Origin of the sequence: Pseudoalteromonas sp. JC3 (assembly GCF_030291895.1) — a bacterium.
GTDB lineage: Bacteria > Pseudomonadota > Gammaproteobacteria > Enterobacterales > Alteromonadaceae > Pseudoalteromonas.
In genome coordinates this window covers 373,192-398,197 of sequence record NZ_CP127855.1, presented here as the reverse complement: position 1 = coordinate 398,197, position 25,006 = coordinate 373,192, and the positions used below count along the sequence as shown (strand labels likewise).

General features: G+C 43.5%; 20 protein-coding genes and 1 rRNA gene. 9 read left to right on the top strand and 12 right to left on the bottom strand.

Annotated features, from left to right (window positions below):
• The first annotated feature begins 269 nt into the window (after nt 1-269).
• Nucleotides 270-1,181 (top strand): 1-aminocyclopropane-1-carboxylate deaminase/D-cysteine desulfhydrase, encoded by a 912-nt coding sequence (locus QSH61_RS01655; protein WP_010605946.1) that lies wholly within the window; start codon nt 270-272, stop codon nt 1,179-1,181.
• 21 nt (nt 1,182-1,202) lie between these two features.
• Here QSH61_RS01655 and QSH61_RS01650 read toward each other — a convergent pair whose 3' ends face one another.
• The 4 genes from QSH61_RS01650 to QSH61_RS01635 form a co-directional block, all read right to left on the bottom strand.
• Nucleotides 1,203-2,789 carry an EAL domain-containing protein gene (locus QSH61_RS01650; RefSeq protein WP_206473422.1) on the bottom strand — a complete coding sequence of 529 codons (1,587 nt, stop codon included), beginning with the start codon at nt 2,787-2,789 and terminating at the stop codon, nt 1,203-1,205.
• Between the two features lie 256 nt (nt 2,790-3,045).
• Nucleotides 3,046-3,699 carry a single-stranded DNA-binding protein gene (ssb, locus tag QSH61_RS01645; protein WP_174170506.1) on the bottom strand — a complete coding sequence of 218 codons (654 nt, stop codon included), beginning with the start codon at nt 3,697-3,699 and terminating at the stop codon, nt 3,046-3,048.
• 17 nt (nt 3,700-3,716) lie between these two features.
• Entirely contained in the window at nt 3,717-5,084 is a 1,368-nt protein-coding gene (locus tag QSH61_RS01640; protein ID WP_039492994.1) for an MFS transporter, read from the bottom strand.
• Nucleotides 5,085-5,223: 139 nt separating this feature from the next.
• Entirely contained in the window at nt 5,224-5,970 is a 747-nt protein-coding gene (locus QSH61_RS01635) for a substrate-binding periplasmic protein (protein WP_010376631.1), read from the bottom strand.
• Nucleotides 5,971-6,150: 180 nt separating this feature from the next.
• Here QSH61_RS01635 and uvrA point away from each other — a divergent pair, with 180 nt between their 5' ends.
• Nucleotides 6,151-8,973 (top strand): excinuclease ABC subunit UvrA, encoded by a 2,823-nt coding sequence (gene uvrA, locus QSH61_RS01630; RefSeq protein ID WP_010605951.1) that lies wholly within the window; start codon nt 6,151-6,153, stop codon nt 8,971-8,973.
• A 50-nt stretch (nt 8,974-9,023) separates the two neighbouring features.
• Nucleotides 9,024-10,118, top strand: coding sequence for a hypothetical protein (locus tag QSH61_RS01625; protein WP_206473421.1), 1,095 nt, complete (start codon nt 9,024-9,026; stop codon nt 10,116-10,118).
• Here the strand turns inward: QSH61_RS01625 and QSH61_RS01620 are convergent.
• Complete coding sequence (locus QSH61_RS01620; RefSeq protein ID WP_206473420.1) at nt 10,099-10,497, bottom strand: acyl-CoA thioesterase; 399 nt, start codon at nt 10,495-10,497, stop codon at nt 10,099-10,101. The two genes, QSH61_RS01625 and QSH61_RS01620, sit on opposite strands and share 20 nt — an antisense overlap.
• Before the next feature lie 29 nt (nt 10,498-10,526).
• Between QSH61_RS01620 and QSH61_RS01615 the strand changes: the two genes are divergently transcribed.
• Complete coding sequence (locus QSH61_RS01615; protein ID WP_088531994.1) at nt 10,527-11,228, top strand: 2OG-Fe(II) oxygenase; 702 nt, start codon at nt 10,527-10,529, stop codon at nt 11,226-11,228.
• 308 nt (nt 11,229-11,536) lie between these two features.
• On the opposite strand, the gene QSH61_RS01610 is transcribed toward QSH61_RS01615, so the two are convergent.
• Nucleotides 11,537-11,905: a YacL family protein gene (locus QSH61_RS01610; protein WP_095728903.1), complete on the bottom strand. Its 369-nt coding sequence runs from the start codon at nt 11,903-11,905 to the stop codon at nt 11,537-11,539.
• A 104-nt stretch (nt 11,906-12,009) separates the two neighbouring features.
• On the opposite strand from QSH61_RS01610, the gene QSH61_RS01605 reads away from it, so the two are divergent.
• On the top strand, nt 12,010-12,912 hold the full coding sequence (locus QSH61_RS01605; RefSeq protein ID WP_206473419.1) for an AEC family transporter: 903 nt from the start codon (nt 12,010-12,012) through the stop codon (nt 12,910-12,912).
• A gap of 3 nt (nt 12,913-12,915) precedes the next feature.
• On the opposite strand, the gene QSH61_RS01600 is transcribed toward QSH61_RS01605, so the two are convergent.
• On the bottom strand, nt 12,916-13,143 hold the full coding sequence (locus QSH61_RS01600; protein ID WP_010376621.1) for a hypothetical protein: 228 nt from the start codon (nt 13,141-13,143) through the stop codon (nt 12,916-12,918).
• Between the two features lie 220 nt (nt 13,144-13,363).
• On the opposite strand from QSH61_RS01600, the gene QSH61_RS01595 reads away from it, so the two are divergent.
• On the top strand, nt 13,364-14,677 hold the full coding sequence (locus QSH61_RS01595) for a short-chain fatty acid transporter (protein ID WP_010605956.1): 1,314 nt from the start codon (nt 13,364-13,366) through the stop codon (nt 14,675-14,677).
• 30 nt (nt 14,678-14,707) lie between these two features.
• Here QSH61_RS01595 and QSH61_RS01590 read toward each other — a convergent pair whose 3' ends face one another.
• Entirely contained in the window at nt 14,708-15,718 is a 1,011-nt protein-coding gene (locus QSH61_RS01590) for a metalloprotease (RefSeq protein ID WP_130165074.1), read from the bottom strand.
• A 210-nt stretch (nt 15,719-15,928) separates the two neighbouring features.
• On the opposite strand from QSH61_RS01590, the gene QSH61_RS01585 reads away from it, so the two are divergent.
• A complete protein-coding gene (locus QSH61_RS01585; protein WP_010605958.1) occupies nt 15,929-17,137 on the top strand; it encodes an EAL domain-containing response regulator in 1,209 nt (402 codons plus the stop codon).
• Here the strand turns inward: QSH61_RS01585 and QSH61_RS01580 are convergent.
• Nucleotides 17,121-18,248, bottom strand: coding sequence for a hemolysin family protein (locus tag QSH61_RS01580; RefSeq protein ID WP_206473418.1), 1,128 nt, complete (start codon nt 18,246-18,248; stop codon nt 17,121-17,123). The two genes, QSH61_RS01585 and QSH61_RS01580, sit on opposite strands and share 17 nt — an antisense overlap.
• Nucleotides 18,249-18,414: 166 nt before the next feature.
• Between QSH61_RS01580 and QSH61_RS01575 the strand changes: the two genes are divergently transcribed.
• Nucleotides 18,415-20,868 (top strand): alpha/beta hydrolase family protein, encoded by a 2,454-nt coding sequence (locus QSH61_RS01575; protein WP_206473417.1) that lies wholly within the window; start codon nt 18,415-18,417, stop codon nt 20,866-20,868.
• 225 nt (nt 20,869-21,093) lie between these two features.
• Nucleotides 21,094-21,789 (top strand): response regulator transcription factor, encoded by a 696-nt coding sequence (locus QSH61_RS01570; RefSeq protein ID WP_010605961.1) that lies wholly within the window; start codon nt 21,094-21,096, stop codon nt 21,787-21,789.
• Nucleotides 21,790-21,831: 42 nt separating this feature from the next.
• Here QSH61_RS01570 and QSH61_RS01565 read toward each other — a convergent pair whose 3' ends face one another.
• The 3 genes from QSH61_RS01565 to rrf form a co-directional block, all read right to left on the bottom strand.
• Nucleotides 21,832-23,352, bottom strand: coding sequence for a YifB family Mg chelatase-like AAA ATPase (locus tag QSH61_RS01565; protein WP_206473415.1), 1,521 nt, complete (start codon nt 23,350-23,352; stop codon nt 21,832-21,834).
• Nucleotides 23,353-23,369: 17 nt separating this feature from the next.
• On the bottom strand, nt 23,370-23,984 hold the full coding sequence (locus QSH61_RS01560) for a trimeric intracellular cation channel family protein (protein ID WP_039492969.1): 615 nt from the start codon (nt 23,982-23,984) through the stop codon (nt 23,370-23,372).
• A gap of 804 nt (nt 23,985-24,788) precedes the next feature.
• Nucleotides 24,789-24,902 (bottom strand): 5S ribosomal RNA (rrf, locus tag QSH61_RS01555).
• Nucleotides 24,903-25,006 lie beyond the last annotated feature (104 nt).

The window sequence follows — 25,006 nt, the reverse complement described above, 5'->3', positions numbered from 1 at the left end:
GGTCTTGTTATTTCTTATAGTTAGGGCTCTATGCTATGTACTTACAAAGTAAAACACAAGCTTTGCACAATTAATATCTGAGTTTACAACTATTAACCAGCGTCTTGCCAGTTTTTAGCTGAGATTTTGTCTATTTTTCTCTAACATCGCGATGTGTTACTAATTCGAGTCCAAAATAGAAGATAGGTAATCAAGAAGGTATGATAACCTCTGGAGTGAAACGCTCGGGTTATTTATTATAGTGCGCAAAATATCAAACTGATTTCATCATGCAAACCATCACCAATATCGCCGAGTCACCGATCCAAACTATTCACCACCCGACATTGGAAAAATACGGTTTAACGTTGCAGGTTAAGCGTGATGACTTGCTCCACCCGGTGATCCAAGGAAACAAATGGCGTAAGCTAAAATACAATATACTCCACCTAAAGCAAGCTGGCCTTGAAGAGTTAGTCACTTTTGGTGGGGCGTTTTCCAATCACTTATATGCTACTAGCATGGCGTGCAAACTTTTCGCAATCAAAGGTCACTTAATTGTTAGAGGCCCAGAGATTGACTGGCGCAATCCAACGCTAAAAATGGCAAGCGCTTGCGGGCTAACACTTCATCCCGTGAGTCGAGTCGAATATCGGCAAAGAAATCAGCCTGAATACATTCAAACTCTGCAAGCCAAGTTTAATAATGCTTATCTCATACCAGAAGGCGGCACTAATGCACTTGCACTGCAAGGCGTTGAAGAGTTAGCGCATTCCTTGCCTCAAAGTGATTATGTCATGACGGCTGTAGGTAGTGGCGGCACAGTGGCAGGACTAATCTCGGGATTACCTGATCACACGCAGGTTCTAGGCGTTACGGTACTAAGAGGTGCTGAATACCTAGCACAGGAGATACATGAATTAATCACAGCTCAGCGCTGCGCGCCATGGCAGCTACTCCATGATTTTCACCACGGAGGTTACGCCAAGACTACACCTGAATTGCTGAGTTTTTGTCATGAAATGAAGGTAAAATATCGTTTGCCTCTTGAGCCTATTTATACTGGTAAACTGTTTTACGCCATTTTCACTTTGGCTCAACAAGGATACTTCAAAAGAGGCAGTGTGATCACCGCAATCCATACCGGCGGCTTACAAGGATTAGATGGTTTGAGATATTTGACTAATAAAAAGTCGGCCTAATCAGCTCATGCGGTTAGCGTTTTAGTGAATATCAGCGAGCTGTTGTAACGGTGCGGAAAAATAATGCCCTTGGGCCCCTTTCACTCCAAGCCCTTTGATACAACTCAATTCAGCAACGGTTTCAACCCCCACTGCATACACGGGAATACCCAAGCTTCTTGCTTGAGCGACTATTTGCTTAACTGTGCGTTTACGATACGCAGACTTTTCAATGCCGTGTACCAGCTCGCAGCTGAGCTTGATAGCTTTTACCAACTCGGCAAGCGGTGTGCGCCCTAGCGTCAGAGCCTGTGTAACGTTATCCAAATAAATATCGCACCCAAGTCGATTCAACCTATCAAAAGCCGCCTGCAAACGTTCTCCATGTTGATAGACCTCTTCTATGCTAAGTTCAAACCCAATTGCCGCCCCGCTATGAGATGCAATGAGCTGCCCCTCTAGCCAATCAATAAACTGGCTATCCACCCAACTCGAAATATGTAAGTTAATGCTTACCTTACCAAAACTCCTTTCCTGCTCATAAACAGACAACACCTGCTTCACTATCGCTCTATCCAGAAACTGAAATTGCTCTGGAGTATAAAGGTGTTGCATCACCTGCTTGGCCGAAATTCGCCCCATTTCTTTGTGAGTCACTCTTAGTAGCGCTTCGCTTACAATTACGTCTTCGGCTAAAAAGTCGAACAACGGCTGGAAGAATAAGGAAAACTGTCCGGCTTTCAAATAACTCAGCAAAGCTTCACCGTCTTCGTTAAGGCGTTTTGCCAATAACTCTGTGAGATGCACTAGATGAGTATGTTGCCACACTTGATTTTGCGCAATTGAGAGCGCTGATTTTGCGCTCTGATAAACCTGTGTCTGTTGTTTATTTTCCTGATAAAAACAAGCGCCAAGTTTCACTTTACTGCGAGATAAATCCCCCCGAAACTCTAACAGCACTCGATAAACGATTTCGTGCATTTGCTTTACCAAATCCATACCTTTAGTCGCCCCTATCTGCTTTACTGTCACGGCTAATGCCCCTGAAGCTAGATATTTAACTGCCACCGTCCCAAACTCTCCAACGCCTTTAACCAGCGCAAGCTGAAAATGTAACTGCAGATCAACTTCTTTAGGCGTACTGCACTGCCAATGGATTAACGCAAATAATGCATACTGCCCTTCTGGAGCGGGGGCTGGTAAAGCCACAGGCTTTTGCGCATGTGAGGTAGACTCAACCTTACCGTATAAAAACCACCACCGATGTACGAATAACACCAGTCCAATTGACAATAAATTGAAAAATATCAATATATATCCATGACTTATCCATATAGATTCATGGTACAAGGTAACGGTTTGGTCATTGGCAACAAATTGGTGCTCTTCTGCATTCGCAACAGGTAACAATGAAAAACCATACTTCGTAGCTATTTCACTTACTCCCGCAGCAAAAGCTTCAGCTGATAGCTGAGAAATTTCAGCCGCGGCTTCTTCGCCTTGCGTGTGAACCTGAAGGTGCAGTAAATGATTAAGAAGGAAATTTAGACACAACAACACCGCCAAACTTACCGCGACTAGCTTTTTTTGATACTGACGACGAAATCCATCTAACAGCTGAATTGGCATAATGTTTTTATTGGGTGGAAAGATAACTGAAGTGTTGTTCAAAATAGTGCAAAACTCAAGCGAGATGCGGCTTTTAATTGTACAGAAAGGATAAGCAACTGAGCCAAAACTAGAAATGCGTTAAGTTTAATAATCGTACAAGATGGTAAGCTTTATCTAAGCTTACTCTTCACTATTCTCTTAGAGATATTTATACCAGTAAAAAAACAAAAACCCCAGCATGATGCTAGGGTTTTCGTAGATGCTATACCACCGTTTAGAACGGAATGTCATCATCAAAGTCAATTGGTGGCTCCATAGGATTTGAGCTACCACCTGATTGACCATTGTTTTGGTTCTGTTGTGGTGCAAAGCCACCTTGAGACTGGCCACCAAATCCAGAAGACTGCTGAGAATTCTGTTGCGATTGCTGTGGTGCGAATCCACTTTGCTGCTGGTTTGACTGGCTTTGCTGTGGCTGCGAATATTGCTGCTGAGGCGCTTGATTATAGCTTTGCTGGCCATAATTATTTTGCTGCTGTTGACCACCTTGGTACTGGCCGCCACCTTGACCCTGCTGCTCGCCACGGCCACCTAGCATTTGCATTTGGCCACCCATGTCCACCACGATTTCCGTTGTGTACTTTTCTTGGCCGCTTTGATCTGTCCACTTACGAGTCTGTAGACGACCTTCAATGTAAACCTGCGAGCCTTTTCTTAAATACTCACCCGCAACTTCCGCAAGTTTGCCAAACAACACAACACGGTGCCATTCTGTGCGCTCTTGCAATTGACCGGTGTTTTTATCTTTCCAGCTATCCGTAGTTGCAATGCTGATGTTAGCCACGCCGTTACCGTTTGGCATATAGCGAACTTCAGGATCTTGGCCCAGATTACCTACCAAAATTACTTTATTAACACCACGTGCCATGGCATTGTCTCCTCACACTATGACAAGCCCAGCACTTGCTTGGCTTGCTTCAAATCAAAAATTTTATCATCTACTTTTAGGTAGCTACGATTCTCATCTCTCACTACCGTGGCCTCAAGTACCCCAGGTAATGAAACCAATTGGTCTGCCAATTCCGTCGCTTGTTGCTCATTTTCTACAGCAGAAACTAAGCTGATTGCTTTGCTCTTAGGTGGCACTTGCATACCCCATGCGATAACAAACCATATTACCCCAATAATGGCCGTTGCCGCAAATATCGTATCGACCGCAAAATTTTGCGCCAAAATACCACCCAAAGCACCGCCTATAAATGCACCAAGAAACTGGCCAGATGAAAATACTCCCATCGCCGATCCCTTTTGGTTTGCTGGAGCTATACGAGAAACCAACGCAGGCATAGTTGCTTCGAGAAAATTAAAGGCAATAAAATAGACCAGCATTGCACCTGCGATCACCCAAAGTGAATCTACAAAGCAATACAAAGTAACCGAGCTTACCACTAGCATTGCAATAGACAGCAAGAATGTCTGCTTTTCTTTTTGTTTGCGGATCGCCACTATCATCATCGGTGCCATCAAAATAAAGGCGAGTAAAAATACCGGAATATAAAGTTGCCAGTGCCTATCTGCAGCAAGACCATCACGGATCAACTGACCAGGCAAAGCTACAAAAATTGTAGTCAGCGTCAAATGCAATAGCAACACCCCAAGGTCAAGCCTCAGTAACTGTGGGTTTTGCACCAAGCGACGAATATCTGCAAAGCTTGCAATTGTGTCGCCTTTAGGGGCTTTATTTACCGCATTTGGCACCATAAAGGTAATGATAGCGATACCTACAATTGCTAATACCGCCGTCAACCAGAAGATCCCTGCGATACCAAAAGACGCTGCAATCATTGGTCCTAATAACATGGCTACAGCAAAGCTCATACCAATGCACATGCCGATGACCGCCATAACCTTCGGACGCTGCTCGTCACGGCTCAAATCCGCAGCAAGCGCAAGTAACGCACTTGCAATCGCGCCCATGCCCTGTAGGGCTCTACCAAATGTCACCCAATAGATTGAATCCGCTAATGCCGCGATAACGGATCCTAATGCAAATACCAACAACCCACCAATGATGATTGGCTTACGACCGAACTTATCAGACAACCAACCCATAGGTATCTGGAGTACAGCTTGAGTCAAACCATAAGCACCAATAGCCAAACCAATCCACAGTGGCGAGACATCCTGTAAAGACTGGCCGTAAACAGCTAACACTGGCATCAGCATGAACAAACCAAGCATGCGGAAAGCGAAAACGCCAGCAAGAGAAATCGCGGCGCGCTTTTCAGTTGGGTTTAAAGAGTCATTAGACATAAGGCGGTATTCATCACTATCGAAAATCACGCGCAAGTTTAACAAACTCTTTTCTTAACTTACACTAGCGCGAACGGATCTTTGCAATGCGATTGTTACCATCGTGAATTTGAGTGGCCTACTTCGAGATAAAAAAGCGCTAATTGACGCCGTACTTGGCCGTGATCTGATCTAATTTTCCGCTACGTTTAACCCGTTCAAATGCTTGACTCAAACGCTGCAAACGCTCGCTTGAGGTGCGTGCCTTGCTAAAGGCAAAATATACTGGGTTTTCGTTAATAACCAACGGGCTAATTGCAAACTTTTCAAAATCAGGGTTATTTTTACTTTGATACAGGATGTTGAATTTTTCTTCTAAAAACCCTGCTATCCGCCCTTTTTTGAGCAAATTCAATTTTACCTGATTGTCGGGTACATAAATAAATTGTGTTTCACTGTCGGTACGACGCGCAAGGCGAGCTGTAAACGCCTCACCGTAATAAGCATTACGCTGAATAGCGATGGGCTTTGACAGGTGGAATAACGACTCAAGTGAGTCAAGCTGGTGAGGCTCCCCTGAGTTCATTGCAAAAACAATGGTTTCCATGCGTTGGGGACCAATAAAATACGCAAACTGTTCACGTACTGGTGTTTTTGTGACGCTCAAAATAAGATCGATATCGCCCTCCTCTAAAAGCTTCAGCGCCCGACCCCAAGGAATACTTACGAAACGATAGCTACACCCTGCTTCATCTAACAAGGCTTTAGCGAAATCAACGTCCATACCGTGCCAAACAAGGTCGTCATTTAACTTAGACTGCGCCGCATAATTCTCAAACCGCACCACCAGCTCACAGGCGAACACATTTTGGCAAAGCAGCGCCAAAAGCAATAAAAGTCGATACAAAATCAATATCCCAAGTTGATCGGTTTAATAAGTTTAGTTCGTTTAGCAGAGATAACTTAATTTTGTATTCGGGATGCGGTAATCTGTTCACTTCACATCATGCTTTGACTGATCCAGGTTTCAATTTAGTGGATTAGTATCGCGTACTCAGTACAGCGCACGAAAAAACACAAGGGTCGTATGGATAAAATAGAAGTTAGGGGTGCCCGCACCCACAATTTAAAAGACATTTCACTCACTATTCCAAGAGACAAGTTGATAGTGATCACGGGTCTTTCTGGCTCAGGGAAGTCGTCTTTAGCATTTGACACCTTATACGCAGAAGGCCAGCGTCGTTATGTTGAGTCTTTGTCTGCGTACGCGAGGCAGTTTTTATCGCTGATGGAAAAACCAGATGTGGATCACATTGAGGGCTTGTCTCCCGCGATTTCCATTGAGCAGAAGTCGACTTCTCACAACCCACGCTCAACCGTGGGAACCATTACCGAAATATACGACTATTTAAGATTACTCTTTGCACGAGTGGGTGAACCGAGGTGCCCTACGCATGATTTACCGTTAGCCGCACAGACTATCAGCCAAATGGTTGATACTGTATTGGCGCTACCAGAGGGTAGCAAACTCATGCTACTTGCACCGGTGGTGAAAAACCGTAAAGGTGAGCACGTAAAACTGTTAGAAGAGCTTGCAAGCCAAGGTTTTATTCGTGCGCGTATTGATGGCGAGGTATGCGATCTCTCAGATCCACCAACGCTAGAGTTACAGAAAAAACATACCATAGAAGTCGTGGTGGATCGTTTCAAAGTCAAAGCAGGGCTTGAGCAGCGGTTAGCCGAATCTTTTGAAACCGCGCTTGATTTGGCTGATGGCATTGCGCAAATCGCCTATATGGATGATAGCGACGCAGACGAACTGATCTTCTCGGCCAACTTTGCCTGTCCAACTTGTGGCTATGCCATGAGCGAACTTGAACCACGACTGTTTTCTTTCAATAACCCCGCAGGTGCCTGCCAAAGCTGTGATGGTTTGGGGGTAAAGCAGTACTTTGATCCCAAACGTGTAGTGCAAAACCCAGAACTAAGCTTGTCTGGCGGTGCAATCAAAGGGTGGGATAAACGCAGTTTTTACTATTTTCAGATGTTAAGCTCGGTTGCCGAGCAATATGGATTTGATTTAGAAACGCCATTTCAGGATCTGCCGAGTAAATTTCAAAAAGTGGTTTTAGAAGGCTCAGGCAAAACTAAAATCGCGTTTAAGTATCGTAATGACAGAGGCGATCTTATCACCCGCAATCACGAGTTCGAAGGCGTGTTAAACAACATGAATCGCCGTTATCGGGAAACGGAGTCCAGTTCAGTAAGAGAAGAGCTCGCCAAATATCAAACCAGCCAAGCGTGTCCAAGTTGCCATGGCTCACGCCTGCGCGAAGAAGCGCGCCATGTATTTATCGGCTCGACCAATCTGCCAACCGTAACAACGATGAGTATCGGCGAAGCCAGTCAATTTTTTATCGACTTAGCACTCACAGGCCAAAAAGCACAAATTGCGGACAAAATACTCAAAGAGATCCGCGACCGTTTATCTTTCTTGATCAATGTAGGCCTAAACTATCTCTCTTTGGAGCGTAGTGCTGATACTTTATCTGGCGGTGAAGCTCAGCGGATCCGTCTTGCAAGCCAAATTGGCGCCGGTCTCGTGGGGGTAATGTACGTACTGGATGAGCCTTCAATTGGTCTACATCAGCGCGATAACGACCGTTTACTTAAAACACTCACGCACTTAAGAGATCTTGGCAACACCGTGATTGTGGTAGAGCACGACGAAGATGCCATTCGTGCAGCCGATCACATCATAGATATCGGTCCAGGCGCCGGCGTACACGGCGGCTATGTCGTCGCTGAGGGAACTCGCGATGAGATAATGCAAAGTAAAGACTCATTAACGGGTCAATATCTCAGTGGCGAGAAATGCATTGAAGTTCCAGCGCAACGTCATCAATGTGATGATAAGTGGCTTGAGCTGAAAGGCGCAACGGGCAACAACCTAAAAAGTGTCGACTTAAAAGTGCCTGTCGGCCTCATGACCTGCGTAACTGGGGTATCAGGTTCGGGTAAATCTACCCTCATTAATGACACCCTATTCAAACTTGCTCATCAGGAATTAAACGGTGCAACAACGCAAGAAGCTGCACCATATGAATCAGTTCATGGGCTAGATCACTTCGATAAAGTTATCGATATTGATCAAAGTCCTATCGGTCGCACACCACGTTCAAACCCAGCAACTTATACCGGGATCTTTACTGCTATTCGTGAACTATTCGCAGGGACACAAGAATCGCGTTCACGCGGTTATAAGGTTGGCCGCTTTAGTTTTAACGTTAAAGGCGGTCGCTGTGAGGCCTGTCAAGGCGATGGAGTTATCAAGGTTGAGATGCACTTCCTGCCGGATGTCTATGTTCCTTGCGATGTCTGTACTGGTAAGCGCTATAACCGTGAAACACTGGAAGTACTGTATAAAGGTAAAAATATCCACGAAGTGTTGGAAATGACAGTTGAGGACGCCCGAGAATTTTTTGATAAGATTCCCGCAATCAATCGCAAACTACAAACTTTAATGGACGTTGGCCTCTCCTACATTCGCTTAGGGCAAGCCGCCACGACTTTGTCCGGTGGTGAAGCGCAGCGTGTTAAGCTCGCTCGTGAACTATCAAAACGAGATACCGGTAAAACACTTTACATTCTCGATGAGCCAACCACAGGTCTGCACTTCCATGATATTCAGCAGCTACTCGCAGTATTACATCGTCTGCGCGATCATGGTAATACGGTGCTGGTTATCGAGCATAACCTAGACGTCATCAAAACCGCGGACTGGATTGTGGACTTAGGTCCAGAGGGAGGAGCAGGAGGTGGTCAAATACTCGTCTCAGGTACACCTGAAACGGTGGCTGACTTTGCGGCTTCGCATACGGGTAAGTACCTTAAGCCCTTATTGTCTTAATTTCTAAAAGTCTCTATTATTGGTGCATAATAATTACAAATTCATTTATTATGCATCAACTTCTCGCGCCAAAAAACTTAACCGCGTACCTAGCAAGGCTGCGCTTTTCCATCGGCCAATTTTGGCAAAGCCTAACACTGGCTCAACGCTATTATTTAGTTAGTTTTATCATTTTTATGTTCAGCTTGAGTGAAACTGAAGATGATAACTTCACCGCTTTTTTGATCTTAATAACCACAGTAACGGCGCTATGTTATGAATTCTGGCCAAGGATCATGACCTTTTGGGAAAGTGTGCCAGGTAAAGCACTGATACTGTTATTTTATGCCTTTATCGCTAACTTTGTGTTAGTGCAAGCTGATGGCCGTATCAATGATTTAACTGGGGTCAGCACGGATAATTTCCCTTACACACATAATTTGAGTGTGTTGCTGTCGTTACCTACTTGGTTTTTTATTACCAGTACCTTCTTGTTGATTCTCGCGCAACTCTTTATGACATGCTATGTCGTTGTACTTTTCCTGCTTAAACCGTTACGTATAAAGCCTTTTTGGCATCAGAACCACTATCGTTATCCGGCAACAACAGCAATCATCAGGTTGATCATGTGTTTTGTTTTATTGGCTTTCTTGGTGCTCGGCATCGCTAAATCAGGTGCTTCAACCGCATTTACTGAGTTTTCTTCTGATTTCAAAATAGATGAGGACGGAATTTCTTTCCATGCCAACGCGAAAGAATCACGCTTAGCAGACTCCGAAGAGGAAAATGAAGGATCATCGGAAACTCAACCACAAGTGGCCGACATGAGTGGCGGTACTCCACAACAAGATGAAACACAGTCCACTGCAGATGAGCCGGAGTCGTTAACGGTATCTATTAATAACGATTCTAACCCAGATTTACATGAGCAAGGCAAAAACTATAACGATGTGCTTAACCAAATATTGGCTTACTTTATCTTTCGCTTTGAGTCTGACGGAAACTCACGCTGTGAACATAGCGAAGGCAGTAATATTGTTGAATTAAACGATTATGAGATCTTAGAGATCATGCCGGATAACGCCGCGGAATACGGCTACACCTATACAGTAAAGCCTTGTATTTCAGCGGCAATTGGTCACCAGTTTAAGCCGCAGCAACCATAAAAGTGCCTAGCGCATCGCGCTCTTGCTGACTCAGCGGTTGAGATTGCTTAACCGCAAAGTCATATCGCACCATAATGGTTTTACCTTCAGCACAGCATTCTCCATGCTGCCAAGCCTGCTGCAAAATCACAAATGAGCTGTTGCCGATATGTTCAACAGCCGTTTTTATTTCGACTTCCTGACCATAAAATAGCTCCCCTTTAAAGGTGACTTCGACTTTGGCAACAATCAATTTCCACTCTTTTGGATTTAAATTTGGTGTAAATATTTTGAAAATAGGTGTGCGCGCGGCTTCAAACCACACAGGGAGTACGGTATTGTTGATATGTCCAAGCACATCTGTGTCGCAAAAACGCGGCATAAGCTTTTCAGACAGCATAATAACTCCAATAAAAACTAGGGAAAAACATGAGTGATTTTATTCGCGTTTACGATAACGCACTCAGTTCAGACTTTTGCGATGAATTCGTAAAGACCTTCGATCAAAGTCCACATTTAAAACAGGGGACTACATCTGGTGGTGTCGACTTGAGTAAAAAAGTCAGTCACGACCTTTATCTAAATTCCTACCCTGACTATGCCAAACAGTTACAGCACATTCAACAGGTTACGGCAAAGCACTTATTTGAGTACCTTGAAGAACATTTCTTTATGATCATCGGTGCATTTGGACTTAAAGTGTATCACCCCAAAACTGGTGAACCTGTCGATCTCACTGTGGATAACTTTGAAGAAGTCGGCAAGCCACAACTCCCGGTCCTTGCTCAACAGCTATTTCGTTTAGGCGCTATCCAAGCTCAACGCTATCAAATAAATAAAGGCGGCTACCCCTACTGGCACAGCGAAGTCTACCCTCAACATGACCATAATGAAGCCTTACACCGAGTGCTGTTATTTATGTTCTACCTTAATGATGTCGAGGAAGGTGGCGAGACCGAGTTTTATTATCAGCAGCGTAAAATTGCCCCAGTAAAAGGTTCTATGGTGATAGCACCAGGGTATTTTACACATACACATCGAGGCAATATTCCGGTTTCTAATGATAAGTATATACTCACTTCGTGGGTGTTATTTAATAGAGCAGAGCAACTCTATGGTACGCCCAAATAAGCTATCTCTATACTTCAGGGGCTGTTGAACTCAAGCATAAAAGATAACAGCCCCCACAGAACTTATTTAACCTGAGGTTTGGATAAGGAATGGACTAACTCACTGTTTTTTTAATCGCCTTAAACTATCTTCTTATCTAGCCAGAGAGTTTTGGGGATAACTCCGCTTCCGCGTCCTGCTCTCGCTAAGGTACCTACATCCTGTAGGCAAGGCGAATTTACGCACCAATAGCTGGTATTGGAAGTGAATTCAACGCAGTTAGCGCTAAAACTGGCTGCTAGAAAGGCATTAATTATCCGCAGCTCAGGTTATTTAGCTTTGGTAAATTCAGCCCACTCTACCAGCATGGGTAAAAAGTCTTCATAGCCACACACCGCCATCATACCCGACTCATCTAAAGCCAGTGCGTCTTCTTGGTACTGCGCTATGTCATCACTTTCATGAAACAGAGCGTGGCTTTCAAATAATGCTTCTTGCGGCGTGAATGTGGCGCGGATCTCTTTACCAGCCAACACAAGCTCTTCTTTTTGATTTGGCAGGTTTTCAAGCTGTGTCAGCAGGCTGACAATATGCTCATGTGCAAGCTCCTCACTCAGCCACCGACCTATCAACGCATGCTCGTCATTTAAGCGAGCTCGAAACCCAGAAAGTGGGTCACGAATAAACTGGTATTCCATCTTTACTTCTTAACTAAATCACCTTGTTTTATTATACCTAAGTAGCGTCCGCTAAGCATTCATTGATAGAATTACCTTTTAACCACTCGATTGTTGGTCAATGCATGTCGCCTGTTGAGATCTTATTTCCTCTCATCTTTATCGTTATTTCTGGGTTTTTGAGTGCAAAGATTGGCTTTATCGCCATCAATCAGCTTGATGGCTTGCGTACTTTTATCTTTAATTTATGTATTCCTGTACTGTTATTTAGCAGTATGGTGCAAGCAGATCTGAAAAGCCTCGCGACGGGTCCCTTGTTATTATCCTTTTATCTCCCAGTCGCTCTGACTTATGCAGGCTTATACCTATTTCTCTTTAAAGCGCAACATCGTTCAAAAACAGACAGTGCAGCATTAGCATTAAGTGGCACCTACTCTAATACCGTGTTAGTCGGATTACCGATTATCTTAATGACACTCGGTGAGCAAGCCGCTGCCATGGTATTTATGATTATTACATTCCACAGTGCAATGCTGTTTTTTATGACTTTTTTACTGGCAGCAAGACACAAAAATAAGGTGGATATTGTGAAACCCCTGCTGCTCAATCCAATAGTGATAAGTATTTCGAGCGGTTTGATATTAAACATTGCAGGGTTAAAACTACCAAGCTTAATACATGAAAGCTTTAGTTGGTTGGCAAAACCAGCCATTCCAGGGGCGCTATTTATTCTGGGTGCGAGCTTGGTACAGTATGGCGTGCGGGGAAAGTTACAGGGTGCAATATGGCTAAGTGCAGTAAAACTGATACTACTACCGGGATTGGTTTATCTCTTTGCCACTTATTTAGGATTGGCAACTCAACAAGTTCAGGTGGTGACTTTAATGAGTGCCTCTCCGCTGGGAGTCAATGCCTATCTTGTTGCTAGACAGCTCGACAGCCAACAAGCAACGCTTGCGGCTACCGTTGTGCTGTCTACTGTGCTGAGTATGATCAGCCTGACTGGGTGGTTATACTTTTTGGTATAACCGTTAATACCTAGGCGGCGTATACTTAGCAGCATCAATAATAGCCCACAAATGGAAAACGGCTGCAATCACAGGTGGAACCAATAAAAACCACAGTGCATACCCACCTACAACAACAATTGCGAAGATTAAAGCCGCCAATATACGACCTTGAACCAACTGACCAAGGCCAGGGAAAAAGACGTTACAAATCGCTGCAATTACATTACCACCAGAACCTTGTCCAGACATAGTTACCTCTCTTAGTTACTTAAAGTCTTTCTTTTTAATATATCAGATTTCATGCCAATCCTAACGCTTTGATTTTAAAAGAAACCAATGAAACTCATTATTTTCTGTTCACTATAAGTTAGCCTAAACCACTAACTTTTAGCTTAAAGTTTAGCTATATTATGATGCGTAATTCAATCACTTTGATTTACATAAAATAATAATGAAAACAGGATGTCTTATGCTTGGCAAGTTTACCACCCCGCTAACAAAATTAGTCGACAAGTATCTACCCGATCCATTTGTGATTGTGCTTTTACTCACTTTTTTGGTGATGGTACTCGCTACATTGTTTACTCCAGCAACACCTGTCATGGTGCTTGAGGCATGGGGTAATGGCTTTTGGAAGCTGCTTACTTTTGCGATGCAAATGTTGTTAGTTTTATTATGTGGTCACATGCTTGCTGTTACCCCTCCAATAGCGAAAGCGCTAGACCGTATCGCAGGCCTAGCTAAAACTCCTTCTCAAGCAATTATACTCACCACCTTTGTTGCGATGAGCGCCAGCTGGATAAATTGGGGGTTTGGCTTAGTAGTCGGGGCTTTGTTCGCAAAGGCCATCGCTCGAAAAGTGAAAGTTGATTATCGCCTGTTAGTGGCTAGTGCTTACTCTGGTTTTGTTGTTTGGCACGCAGGCCTATCAGGCTCAGTCCCCCTGACTATCGCAACTCCGGGGCACTTTAGTGAAAAGAGCATAGGTATTGTTACCACTTCAGAGACAATCTTTGCACCATTTAACCTACTCATCGTACTCAGTATTTTTATCGTTTTACCACTTATAAATAAACTAATGCTTCCCAAAGATGATGACGCAGTCATTGTTGATAAAGAAAAGCTCATTGAACAAAGTAATGATATCAGTACCCACAATACTCCGGCTGCAAAATTAGAAAATGCCTCATGGCTTGGTATGTTAGGAGGAGCAATAGGTCTTAGCTACTTGGGCTTTTACTTTATATTTAATGCAGGCACATTGACATTGAATATCGTCATAGCCCTGTTTTTGTTCTTAGCCATGCTGCTACACAAAACCCCTGCAAATATTCTCAATAGCCTACAACAAGCAATTCAAGGTGGTGCCGGTATCGTGATCCAGTTTCCTTTTTATGCTGGGATCATGGCTATGATGGTCGAAACAGGACTAGCACAACAAATATCTCAAGGATTTGTTTCTATTAGCAGTCAATGGACATTACCGCTGTGGAGCTTTTTAAGCGCAGGCCTTGTAAATATATTTGTGCCTTCAGGCGGCGGTCAGTGGGCGGTACAAGCACCAATTATCATTCCCGCAGCAGAAGCGCTTAATGCAGACATAGCCAAAGTCGCGATGGCCGTTGCATGGGGTGATGCTTGGACTAACCTGATCCAGCCATTTTGGGCACTCCCGGTACTTGCAATTGCAGGCCTTAAAGCCAAAGATATTATGGGGTTTTGCCTAGTACAATTGCTGGTAACGGGTGTAATTATCGCAACTTTATTGTTGCTGCCCCTGTAAGAAGGTGCGTAATGCACCTTCTTACACAAATTAACTTGATAAAATTTTCATTGGTAAGCTTAGGATTGGATTCTCTGAATCAGCAAAATGCATCATTACCGCAACATGACCTGTAATAACAACTATATACATAATGGCGCTGACCACTTGCCCATATCGGTCAAGGGGTAATAAGTGACTGTAATTACGGCCACGCCACTCAATCAGGATTTCAAAACTACCAATCAAAATGAATATCACCAGTAAGATTAAGCCAAAGGTGTAACTTATCCAAAGGCCGAATAATACTCCTGCCATACACGCCAATAACCCCACCCAAGAGCGCATTGAAAAGCTTATGCTTTTTAGAACATGCCCACCATCTAACGGCAAAATAGGTAGTAAATTGAATAAGTTCAACAGCGCACTTAATACTGCAACACCAGCAAAGATTTCCATCTCTGTCGCATAATACAACACCACTCCAAGGATTGAGGTTATCAGACCAAATGCCGGTCCCATCAACGAAATAACTACGTCTTGCCAGCGGGTCGTGATCTTATCGTCACTTACAGCCAGGCCACCAACGAAAGGGATCAAATAGATGCCTTTTGTTTTAATCCCAAAATAGCGCATCGCGCGGACGTGGCCATATTCATGAACGACTAAGCAAGCCACAAGCATAAGCGCAAACTGCCAAGAAAATAGCCATGCGTACCCTGCCACGGATGCGCCAGCCAAGGCAGCTTTGACCACCTTGGCACTTTTAAATAACTTTAAGCCCAATGCTGCCAAACCAAATAAGCTGCGTTTTTCTTTAGGTGTTTCAGTGCTCACTTCAAGCCACTGAAGTTCAGCTCCATTTACTGCAATCCCAAGTAACCCCTGAGGTAACTGCTCTGTATTTACCGCCAGTGTTTGTCCATCAATGGTCGCGAAAATACCATTATGTTGCTCTTCAAAGGTAATCGCTTGCTGCTCGACAAAAAGCTGTACTACTTGTTGTTGGTTAAAAAAGATAGATACCGCTTTGTCCGCTAGCGAAAGCTCGACTCTATTCATATTCAGATCCAAAGGTCATTTGGGGCATTATCGCTAAAAGCGTCCGCTTCATAAAGCGCTGCCGGAATCTGAATTAGAAAAATGCAGGCAAAGTGTCATTATTGCGCTTCAAATTGAGTAAAAATCACCTTTTAAAGCATTTTGAGATTTGAGCACTTTAAATTATTTGTACTAGACTTTAAGGAGGTAAGGTATACGAAGGAATTGTTAATGTCATTAGCAAAACATCGGATAATGGTAGTAGATGATTCACCCGCGATCCTCGTCGTAATGCAAGCTATTATGACTGAGCTTGGCATTGAACATGTCACAACCTGCTCAAGTGCGGTGAATGCTGTAGAAAAAATACGGCAGACTCCTCATCAATTTGACGCCATTTTTACAGATCTCAATATGCCCGAAATGGATGGCATGGAGTTTATTCGCCAACTGGGAGAGCTAAGGTTCTCCGGCGGCATTATTATAATTTCCGAAATGGACGAGAAGATTATTGATCTAGCAACCAACCTTGCCAGACAGTCCAATGCACATCTTATCGGCAATATTTCTAAGCCCGTACAATTGGTTGATGTCGAGCGCATGCTCAAAAAAATGGAGACGTATACTGCTGTTAAACGTAGCCGCATTGAAAAAGTGACCGAAAGCGATCTTTTGCACGCCATTAGTCACAACGAAATTACGCCTTACTATCAGCCAAAGGTTCACCGTGGTGACAAAAAGATAAAAAGTGTCGAAGTGCTTGCCCGTATTGTGTCTAAAAATACTGAGCAGGTTATTTTACCGGACCATTTCATTGGCGTGGCCGAAGATACAGATCTAATCAATATCATTACTTTCCAGCTTTTTGAAAAGGCAACGGATGAGTTTAAAGCAATCAAATCTGAACTCAATTATCCAATTAAAATGGCCTTTAATTTATCACCTGTGCAATTAAATGATTTAAGCTGTCCAGATAAATTGGCACTGATTCTAGAAATAAACCGTTTAAAGCCTAGTGATATCATTTTAGAAATTACTGAAAACCAACCGATGAATCAGTCTATTCAACTGGAAACAATGAACCGGTTACGGATCCGAGGGTTTGATATTTCTTTAGATGACTTTGGTACTGGATTTACCAATATTCAGCAATTAAAGTCTTTGCCGTTTACCGAGATCAAAATCGACCGCTCTTTGATAACCCATGTGGAATCCGATCGCTTTTCACAGGTACTTATCGACAGCTTAATCGACATCGCACAAAATCAACAGTTAGACATAGTAGCTGAAGGTATAGAGCGGATTGAAGAGCTACAATACCTTGACCGCTACAAGCATAGCCTATTAATGCAGGGCTTTTTAATCAGCAAACCTAAACCATTAACAGACCTAGTCGGGTGGATACACTCTTGGCAGCGCATGATTAATTCGAACCCTTAACCTCTGGAGAGGCAGTTTCCTCTCCGTCGCTTTGCGTTTCAGACACATCTTCAGCTTCGTCGCTGTCTTCAATCAAATTATCATGATTATCAACGCGCTCTCGCCACTTTTGCTTAGCAGCAGCTTGCATATTGGTGGTTTGCTCTCGCTCATCAACAATATCCATTCCCATTAATGATTCAAGCAAATCTTCTAATGTCACTATGCCTTGTACATCGCCATACTCATCAATGACAAGCGCAATGTGTAGACGCTTTGCCAGTAACGCTTTGAATAACTCTGGCGCAGCTAGCGTTTCCGGTACGGTATAAAGAGGGCGAGATAGCTTACCAATTTTATATTCTTCTCCAAGCCTATGATAAGCAAGCATTATGTCATTTTTGTGCACAAAGCCGATGATGTCATCTGTGTTTTTATCGAATACCAACACCCGAGAAAAAGCAACCGAACCATGCTCAGACAAATACTCGTGTACTGTCATATCTTTATGCACTTTAAATAGCACCGTTCTTGGGGTCATGATGCTTTCTAGTTTGGCATGACGAAAACGTAATAAACTACGAATGGTTTCAGTCTCGTCCTGATGCAGTGCACCAGCTTCAGAGCCTATTTCCGCCATCGCTTCGATTTCTTGACGAATATAGTGAGCCTCATCTTCTTTACGGCCTATCACTTTTGTAAGTTGATCCGACATCCACACGAATGGCTTCAATAGTCGAACTAGCCATACCAACACACTGGAAACGATAGGTGTTAATCCGCGCCAATAAGTCGCTCCTAAGGTCTTTGGAATGATTTCCGACAGCACCAAAACTAGTAGCGTCATCACCGCTGACGCAATACCAACAGCTGCATCTGAAAATACCACAGCAGCTTGTGCGCCAACCCCTGCAGCACCGGCGGTATGCGCAACGGTGTTTAACGTTAGAATGGCAGATAAAGGCTGATCAATATTGTCTTTAAGGCGTTGAACTCGCGATGCTAATGCATCATTGTCTTGCTTTAAGATCCCTATATGACTTGGCGTAATACTAAGTAGCACCGCTTCCATCACCGAACAGATAAAAGAGATAGCTATTGCCAAAAACATGTAGGTTAATAATAAAACCAAGTAAATTCTCCTCTTTATTCAACGCTAAGTGTTTGCTTAACCGCATACGTTATGTTGCTCATCAACACAGACTATTAAATTTAGGACGTCTATCGCAGCAATACAACCAGTTCAAAATACTATGATATAGTTTTATCATATAATTACCTACAATAGGCGCAAATAAATGAAATTACGTACAGCCGTCACTCTACTATTTACGGCAGTCTCAGCACAACTTTCAGCAAGCCCATTAGACGAATCAAAAATACAATTTCTGGGTCCCATCGCTGGCGAATCAACAATAAAGCCAGCGGATACAGCTCATCGTGATGCAATTATTGAAAACCTGCTACCATCATTACAACAAGACGCCAAACAGGTAACGCTATTCAATAATGAAAGCAAATGGCAAGCACTGAATAAAGTATCTCAATTAACGATACCTGGACTACAAGCTCTGAAGTTTAATTTCACTACTGAACGCTTTGTCTCAGGTAAACTCAAGCTTGAGGGCATCGAGAAAGCCAAAATATTTCTAAATGGAGAGCCGGTCTCCGGTGTTAAAGAGGTTCAGCTTGATGTCGTCAAGGGCGATCATCAAATCCTCGTTATCGCTGAGCAGGTAAATGACTGGAATAAAGTTGATCTTAGCTTTGAAGGCGAAGCAGCACATGACGTTATCACGCTAACAGAAAAACAAACCAAAGCGCTGTCTGCAAAGCAGTTGTTTGATGCTCCAACGGTGAGTGCTATCTCACTTGCACCTAACGGCGAATATTATATCTCTACCGTCCGCCACTACGATGATGAAAAAGGCAACGCAGCAATCACCGAAACTGCTTTATACAATGAAGATGGTGACATGCTTTACAGTTTCGATGGCATGAGTGCAAATAGCTTTGCATGGCGTGATGACAGCAGCAAACTCACTTATTTAAAAGATAATAAAGCTTACATCCTTGATCTAAAAACCTTTAAACGCACTCAAGTTGCTACTAAGCTCAATGGCGCGAATAGTATCGAGTTTTTTGATAATGACACGCTTATTTTTGCGTGGACCAACAGCGGCAAAGAAGAAGGCAAACTGACTAAACATTATCAAGGATTAGAAGATAGATGGTCATATGCCCGCACCCAGTCGCAAATCTTCTTACTTGATATCAAAAGTGGGCTACTTAATCCTGTGACAGTTGGCGCACAAAGCCACAGCTTGGCCGACTTTGACGCACAAGCAAACACGGTTTTAGCAACACGTAATAAGCAAGACTACGCGCAACCTCCTCACATGTTGACAGAGTTAATAGAAATTGATCTATCAAACAATCAGCAAAGTGTTATTGGTCAGTATCGTACATTTAGCGGCGCGCAATACACCAAAAATGGTATTTATGTAACTGCAGGTCCTGATTTTGCAGAAGGTGCGGGGCGCAACTTACCTGAAGGTATGCTCGCGAATAACTATGATGGCCAACTTTATTGGATAGATCGCAAAGGCAACAATGTAAAAGCACTGAGTAAAAACTTTGATCCAGCCATAGGCAGCTTTACCGTACTCAATAATGGCGATGTGGTACTAAAAGCGACTGACCAAGATCGTCAACAGCTTTTCTTCTTCAACGAAAGTAAGTCTACTTTCAAACGCTTAAACACCGGGCTGGATGTTGTCACGAACTATTCTGTGTCTAGTGAACGTAACCCAGAGATCTTGTTCACGGGAACTACAGCATCAACTCCGCAACAGTTAAAAACCATGTCAACCTCAGATAAGCGAGCTGACACGCTCTGGGACTCAGCAAATATCGCATACCAGAATGCAGAAATTGCCAACCTAGAAGAGTTTAATTTTACTAATACTGAAGGCGTGGAGATTAAAGGCCGCGTGTATCTACCACACGATTTAGACAAAGCTAAAAAATACCCAGCACTCGTTTATTATTACGGCGGCACTTCTCCAGTGACTCGTGGCTTTACAGGGCGTTATCCATTTAACTTATGGGCAGCAAATGGCTATGTTGTTTATGTCTTGCAACCAACAGGTGCGACAGGTTTCGGTCAGAAGTTCTCAGCAGAACACGTCAATGCTTGGGGTGAACACACCGCTAACGATATCATCATGGGTACCAAAGAGTTTGTGAAAGCCTACCCTTTCGTTGATGACAAGCGTTTAGGTAATTTAGGCGCTTCTTACGGCGGCTTCATGACTATGCTGCTGACAACAAAAACTGATTTGTTCTCAGCTTCTATCTCACATGCTGGTATTTCTAATATTACTTCATACTGGGGTCAAGGCTGGTGGGGTTATTTGTATTCTGGCGAGGCCTCAAAAGGAAGTTTCCCCTGGAACAATCCAACGCTTTACTCACAACATAGCCCGGTATTTAATGCAGACAAAGTAACAACACCATTATTGTTAATTCACGGTGACGCGGATACCAATGTGCCGCCAGGTGAAAGTCACAATATGTATACCGCATTGAAGATCCTTGGCCAAGATGTTGAATTGGTCGAATACAAAGGCGCAGATCATCAAATTTTTGCTCGTGACAAGCGCTTCCATTGGTGGAACACCATGCTGGCTTATTTCGACAAGCATTTAAAAAAAGAGCCACAATGGTGGGAACATCTATACGGTAAGTAATCAATGCTAGGCGGCACTCTGTGCCGCCTTTTTGTTTAGCGAAGCAGCAATCAAACACATCATTGTATATAATTTAATAATAAAGCTAGGTTTCCCCTTGATCGAACTAGGTTGTCAGGTTAACGTGCCAGATACAGAGTTGTAAGAATTCGTTTCATGCACTTCCAAGCAGCGATCTCTCAGTGTTATATTTACGACAATTAAACAACAATTAACAGTGAAAACATGAGCATAAAGGTTTTATTAGTTGAAGATGATGAACTCTTAGCAAAGCGGCTGTGTAGTCACTTTGAAAATACCGAGTTCAGTATCACTGTAGACAATACGGGTGCTACTGCGCTTGAGCTTATTCAAGCTCAAACCCAAAACCCATTTGCACTTGCTATTGTTGATGTTGTTTTACCCGCCACTGATGGCCTGCAACTCGCGAAAGAAATTAATACCTTATCAGACCTTGGTGTCATCATGCTTTCTAGTCGAGACTCTCAAGCCGATAGAATCGCAGGTCTTGCGCAAGGTGCTGATGACTACGTCTGTAAGCCTGTTGATACGCTTGAGCTTGAACTGCGTATGCGTGCCTTATACAAACGTTTAGTTGGTAATAAAGACGATGAATCGGAAGAATTTATCGAATATGCAGACTTTAAACTACACCCTGATAACCGTACCTTAATCAATCAACATGGCATTGAGTCTCGACTTACCGAAGCTGAGCATAAAGTGTTGATTTGTCTTATTTCCAATGCTGGAAGGGCAACATCCAGAGAGCGTATTTCAGAAGACATTGGGCAACCTGATTGGAGCCCAAGTGACAGAACGGTTGATGTCTTAGTTGGCCGACTACGCAAAAAACTCGGCGATGAAAAAGAGCAAAAACGCATTGTTACGGTTCGCGGTAAAGGTTATATGTTGTCAGCTTAACCTTTACCAATAATACACTCCCTATCTATTGAAGTGCCGTTACTAATACTGTGTTAACTGACCTAACAACCTCTCCAGCGCGCGATAACTAAGCGCTTCCTTTAAATGTGACAAGCCAATATTAGGTGTAGAGCTCAGATCCGCTATGGTACGCGCAACTTTGATTATTCGATGATATGAACGTGGTGATAGCTTTAGTTTTTCTGCTGCCTTTGCTAGAAATAAACTTTCAGCATCAGCAAGATAGCAGATATGGTTTAGCTCTTTTACACTCAGTTGGTCGTTACATTTTCCCTGACGTGCTAAAGCTGTTTTATAGGCCTGCTCCACCCTAGCCCTTATTGTCGCGCTAGACTCTCCATTACTCTGGGATTGTAGCTCTTCTGTTTTTAGACGAGGTAATTCTACCTGTAGATCTATTCGGTCTAAAAATGGGCCTGAAATCTTAGCCAAATAGCGCAATACTTGATCTGGAGACGCTCTTTTGTCAGTGTAACAACCTGTAGGACTGGGGTTTAATGCTGCGATCAGTTGAAAGTTTGCAGGGTAATCAACTTGCCGAGCTGCGCGCGAAATCGTTACCATGCCCGTTTCCATCGGCTCACGTAATGAATCCAGTACCTTCCTATCAAATTCTGGTAACTCGTCCAAAAATAGAACACCATTATTTGACAATGATATCTCCCCAGGCTTAGGGTTTGACGAGCCTCCAACCAAGGCTACTGCAGAGCAAGTATGATGTGGAGCTCTAAAAGGCCTTGTTTTCCAGTTTGATTGGCTGATGGTTTTTCCCAGTATGGAATAGATAGAAGCCGTTTCTAACGCCTGATTATCCGTCATTAATGGCATTATCGTAGGTAAGCGCTGAGCAAGCATCGATTTTCCAGTACCCGGAGGACCAAGAAATAAAACGTTATGCCCACCTGCCGCGGCTATTTCTAGTACTCGCTTTGCCCCCTCTTGCCCTTTCACCTCAGCCATGTCCAGCAAACTCCCCCTTGAAGCTTGTATATTTAAATCATCTGGGTAGAGTTGATTAAACATAAGTGATTGCTGGCCGCTTAAACCTAACCATGCTGTACGCAAGCAGCCTATAGCAACACGATTGGCATCCGCAGCCAGGCTCGCAACTGCATCGTTACCAATTGGCAAGTAAGCAGTTCGCCCCTCCTTCGCAGCAGCAATTACAGAGGGTAAAATGGCAGTGACCGTCCTAAGCTCACCGTTTAGCGCAAGCTCACCATAAAATTCTTTATCAGTAATAGCATGGCTATCTAACTGTCCTGATGCGACGAGAACACCGAGTGCGATTGCAAAGTCAAAGCGGCCCCCATCTTTTGGTAGGTCTGCTGGTGCTAAGTTAACTGTGATGCGCTGTTCTGGAAATAAAAAGCCAGCATTCACAAGTGCACTACGGACGCGTTCTTTGGCTTCTTTAACTGAAGTTTCGGGTAATCCAACAATACCAAAGGCAGGTAAACCATTGCTAAGGTGCACCTCAACAATTACCTCGGGTGCGGTAATACCAACTTGTGCTCGAGTGAAGAGTCTTGCTAAAGACATCCATGTCTCCTGCTTACTTAATATTTATAGTTAAATACGTGTAACACCAAGTGGTATCGCATAGCCGCTAACCTCAATAACAAGGTTGCCGCCATAGATAATACCATTACGTACTCTGTTGCCATGCCCAATTTAATTGCTTGAGTATAGACTACCCCGCCAAAAATGCAGGTGATCGCGTATAACTCTCCTTTTAAAAGAAGGGGGATTTCGCGAGCCAACACGTCTCTGATGACCCCACCAAAACACCCAGTCAATACGCCCATGATCACAGCTGTAGTATCAGGCATTCCAATACTTAAAGCCTTTTGTACTCCCATTACAGCGAAAAAAGCAAGCCCAATGGCATCAGCAACCTGCAGTACAGTTCTTGGAATATTTTGATGTCGATTTAGCCACCATATACTCACAGCGACAGCAAATAAAATAGCGTAAATATAGCTAGTATCATGAAGCCAAAAAACAGGTTGATCTAAAATCAAGTCTCGTAATGTTCCCCCTCCGATACCAGTTACAGTCGCAAGGACAATCACACCAAAGCCATCCATATGTTTACTATGCGCAATTAAGGTTCCCGAAATTGCAAAAACCATGACGCCCAAGAGATCAAACCAATGATAGAGTTCTGACATTTCGTAATTAGTTGTGAAACAAAAGCAAAATCATAACGAAGATCTCACACAAAAGGTAGTGGGATCGCCGATATTTACAGTTTTCAATGAACTGAGTAAAGTGTCTTTATAAAATATTTAGGATGAATGCCTGCGGATAAACCATCTACCATGTTGCACTATGATTATACTATGGTGGGAGCGAGTTTACCTCGCGATGTGTTGATTGGCTTGCGAGGTTTTATATCTCAAATCTCTATACCCCAAACAGCAAAAAACCCGTCGCATTGCTGCAACGGGTTTTGATGTACATGGTTTTTTTCCGGAACTTCATTGCAAGCCATCGGTGGGTAAACCACCTACCATGTTGCACTGTGCTGATACTGTGGTAGGAGCGAGTTCACCTCGCGATGTGTTGATTGGCTTGCGAGGTTTTATATCTCAAATCTCTATACCTCAAACAGCAAAAAACCCGTCGCATTGCTGCAACGGGTTTTGATGTACATGGATGTTCGAATGTCGATGAAGTTCATGGATGAACGCTTTTCATCAACCTCTTATTTGGCCCTGGCTCGCTACGAAGTAGGATGTTCTCATTTTTTAAATAGAGAGTCACATGGGTAATCCACACTATCATTGACCGGGGCCGACCCTTCGGCTGTTTTGTTTCACTTCTGAGTTTGGGTGACGAGAAACCGAAGCACCGCTTCGCAGTTCGAGGAAGTGAGCGCAAGGACGCGCGAAGGGGAGATGCGACATGGAAGTACTTTACCCCAAATAGCAAAAAAACCCGTCGCATTGCTGCAACGGGTTTCTCTTATTTGGCCCTGGCGATGTTCTACTTTCACATGGGTAATCCACACTATCATCGACGCTGTTTTGTTTCACTTCTGAGTTCGGCATGGGGTCAGGTGGGTCCAAAACGCTATAGTCACCAGGAAATTCTGTTCATCAATGAAGTCTCCTTCATCAATGTAAATCTGGAAAAAGCTATTAAATTCTTTTGTCTACTTTAGTCTATTAACTTCTGTCGCTTATAAACC

Bases quoted from the DNA above. Each gene is read 5' to 3' on its own strand.
- QSH61_RS01565 (WP_206473415.1), bottom strand. From the start codon at position 23,352: ATGTCTTTAGCAAGACTCTTCACTCGAGCACAAGTTGGTATTACCGCA.
- uvrA (WP_010605951.1), top strand. From the start codon at position 6,151: ATGGATAAAATAGAAGTTAGGGGTGCCCGCACCCACAATTTAAAAGAC.
- QSH61_RS01615 (WP_088531994.1), top strand. From the start codon at position 10,527: ATGAGTGATTTTATTCGCGTTTACGATAACGCACTCAGTTCAGACTTT.
- QSH61_RS01650 (WP_206473422.1), bottom strand. From the start codon at position 2,789: ATGCCAATTCAGCTGTTAGATGGATTTCGTCGTCAGTATCAAAAAAAG.
- QSH61_RS01595 (WP_010605956.1), top strand. From the start codon at position 13,364: ATGCTTGGCAAGTTTACCACCCCGCTAACAAAATTAGTCGACAAGTAT.
- QSH61_RS01560 (WP_039492969.1), bottom strand. From the start codon at position 23,984: ATGTCAGAACTCTATCATTGGTTTGATCTCTTGGGCGTCATGGTTTTT.
- QSH61_RS01610 (WP_095728903.1), bottom strand. From the start codon at position 11,905: ATGGAATACCAGTTTATTCGTGACCCACTTTCTGGGTTTCGAGCTCGC.
- QSH61_RS01600 (WP_010376621.1), bottom strand. From the start codon at position 13,143: ATGTCTGGACAAGGTTCTGGTGGTAATGTAATTGCAGCGATTTGTAAC.
- QSH61_RS01620 (WP_206473420.1), bottom strand. From the start codon at position 10,497: ATGCTGTCTGAAAAGCTTATGCCGCGTTTTTGCGACACAGATGTGCTT.
- QSH61_RS01585 (WP_010605958.1), top strand. From the start codon at position 15,929: ATGTCATTAGCAAAACATCGGATAATGGTAGTAGATGATTCACCCGCG.
- QSH61_RS01575 (WP_206473417.1), top strand. From the start codon at position 18,415: ATGAAATTACGTACAGCCGTCACTCTACTATTTACGGCAGTCTCAGCA.
- QSH61_RS01570 (WP_010605961.1), top strand. From the start codon at position 21,094: ATGAGCATAAAGGTTTTATTAGTTGAAGATGATGAACTCTTAGCAAAG.
- QSH61_RS01625 (WP_206473421.1), top strand. From the start codon at position 9,024: ATGCATCAACTTCTCGCGCCAAAAAACTTAACCGCGTACCTAGCAAGG.
- QSH61_RS01590 (WP_130165074.1), bottom strand. From the start codon at position 15,718: ATGAATAGAGTCGAGCTTTCGCTAGCGGACAAAGCGGTATCTATCTTT.
- QSH61_RS01605 (WP_206473419.1), top strand. From the start codon at position 12,010: ATGTCGCCTGTTGAGATCTTATTTCCTCTCATCTTTATCGTTATTTCT.
- ssb (WP_174170506.1), bottom strand. From the start codon at position 3,699: ATGGCACGTGGTGTTAATAAAGTAATTTTGGTAGGTAATCTGGGCCAA.
- QSH61_RS01640 (WP_039492994.1), bottom strand. From the start codon at position 5,084: ATGTCTAATGACTCTTTAAACCCAACTGAAAAGCGCGCCGCGATTTCT.
- QSH61_RS01655 (WP_010605946.1), top strand. From the start codon at position 270: ATGCAAACCATCACCAATATCGCCGAGTCACCGATCCAAACTATTCAC.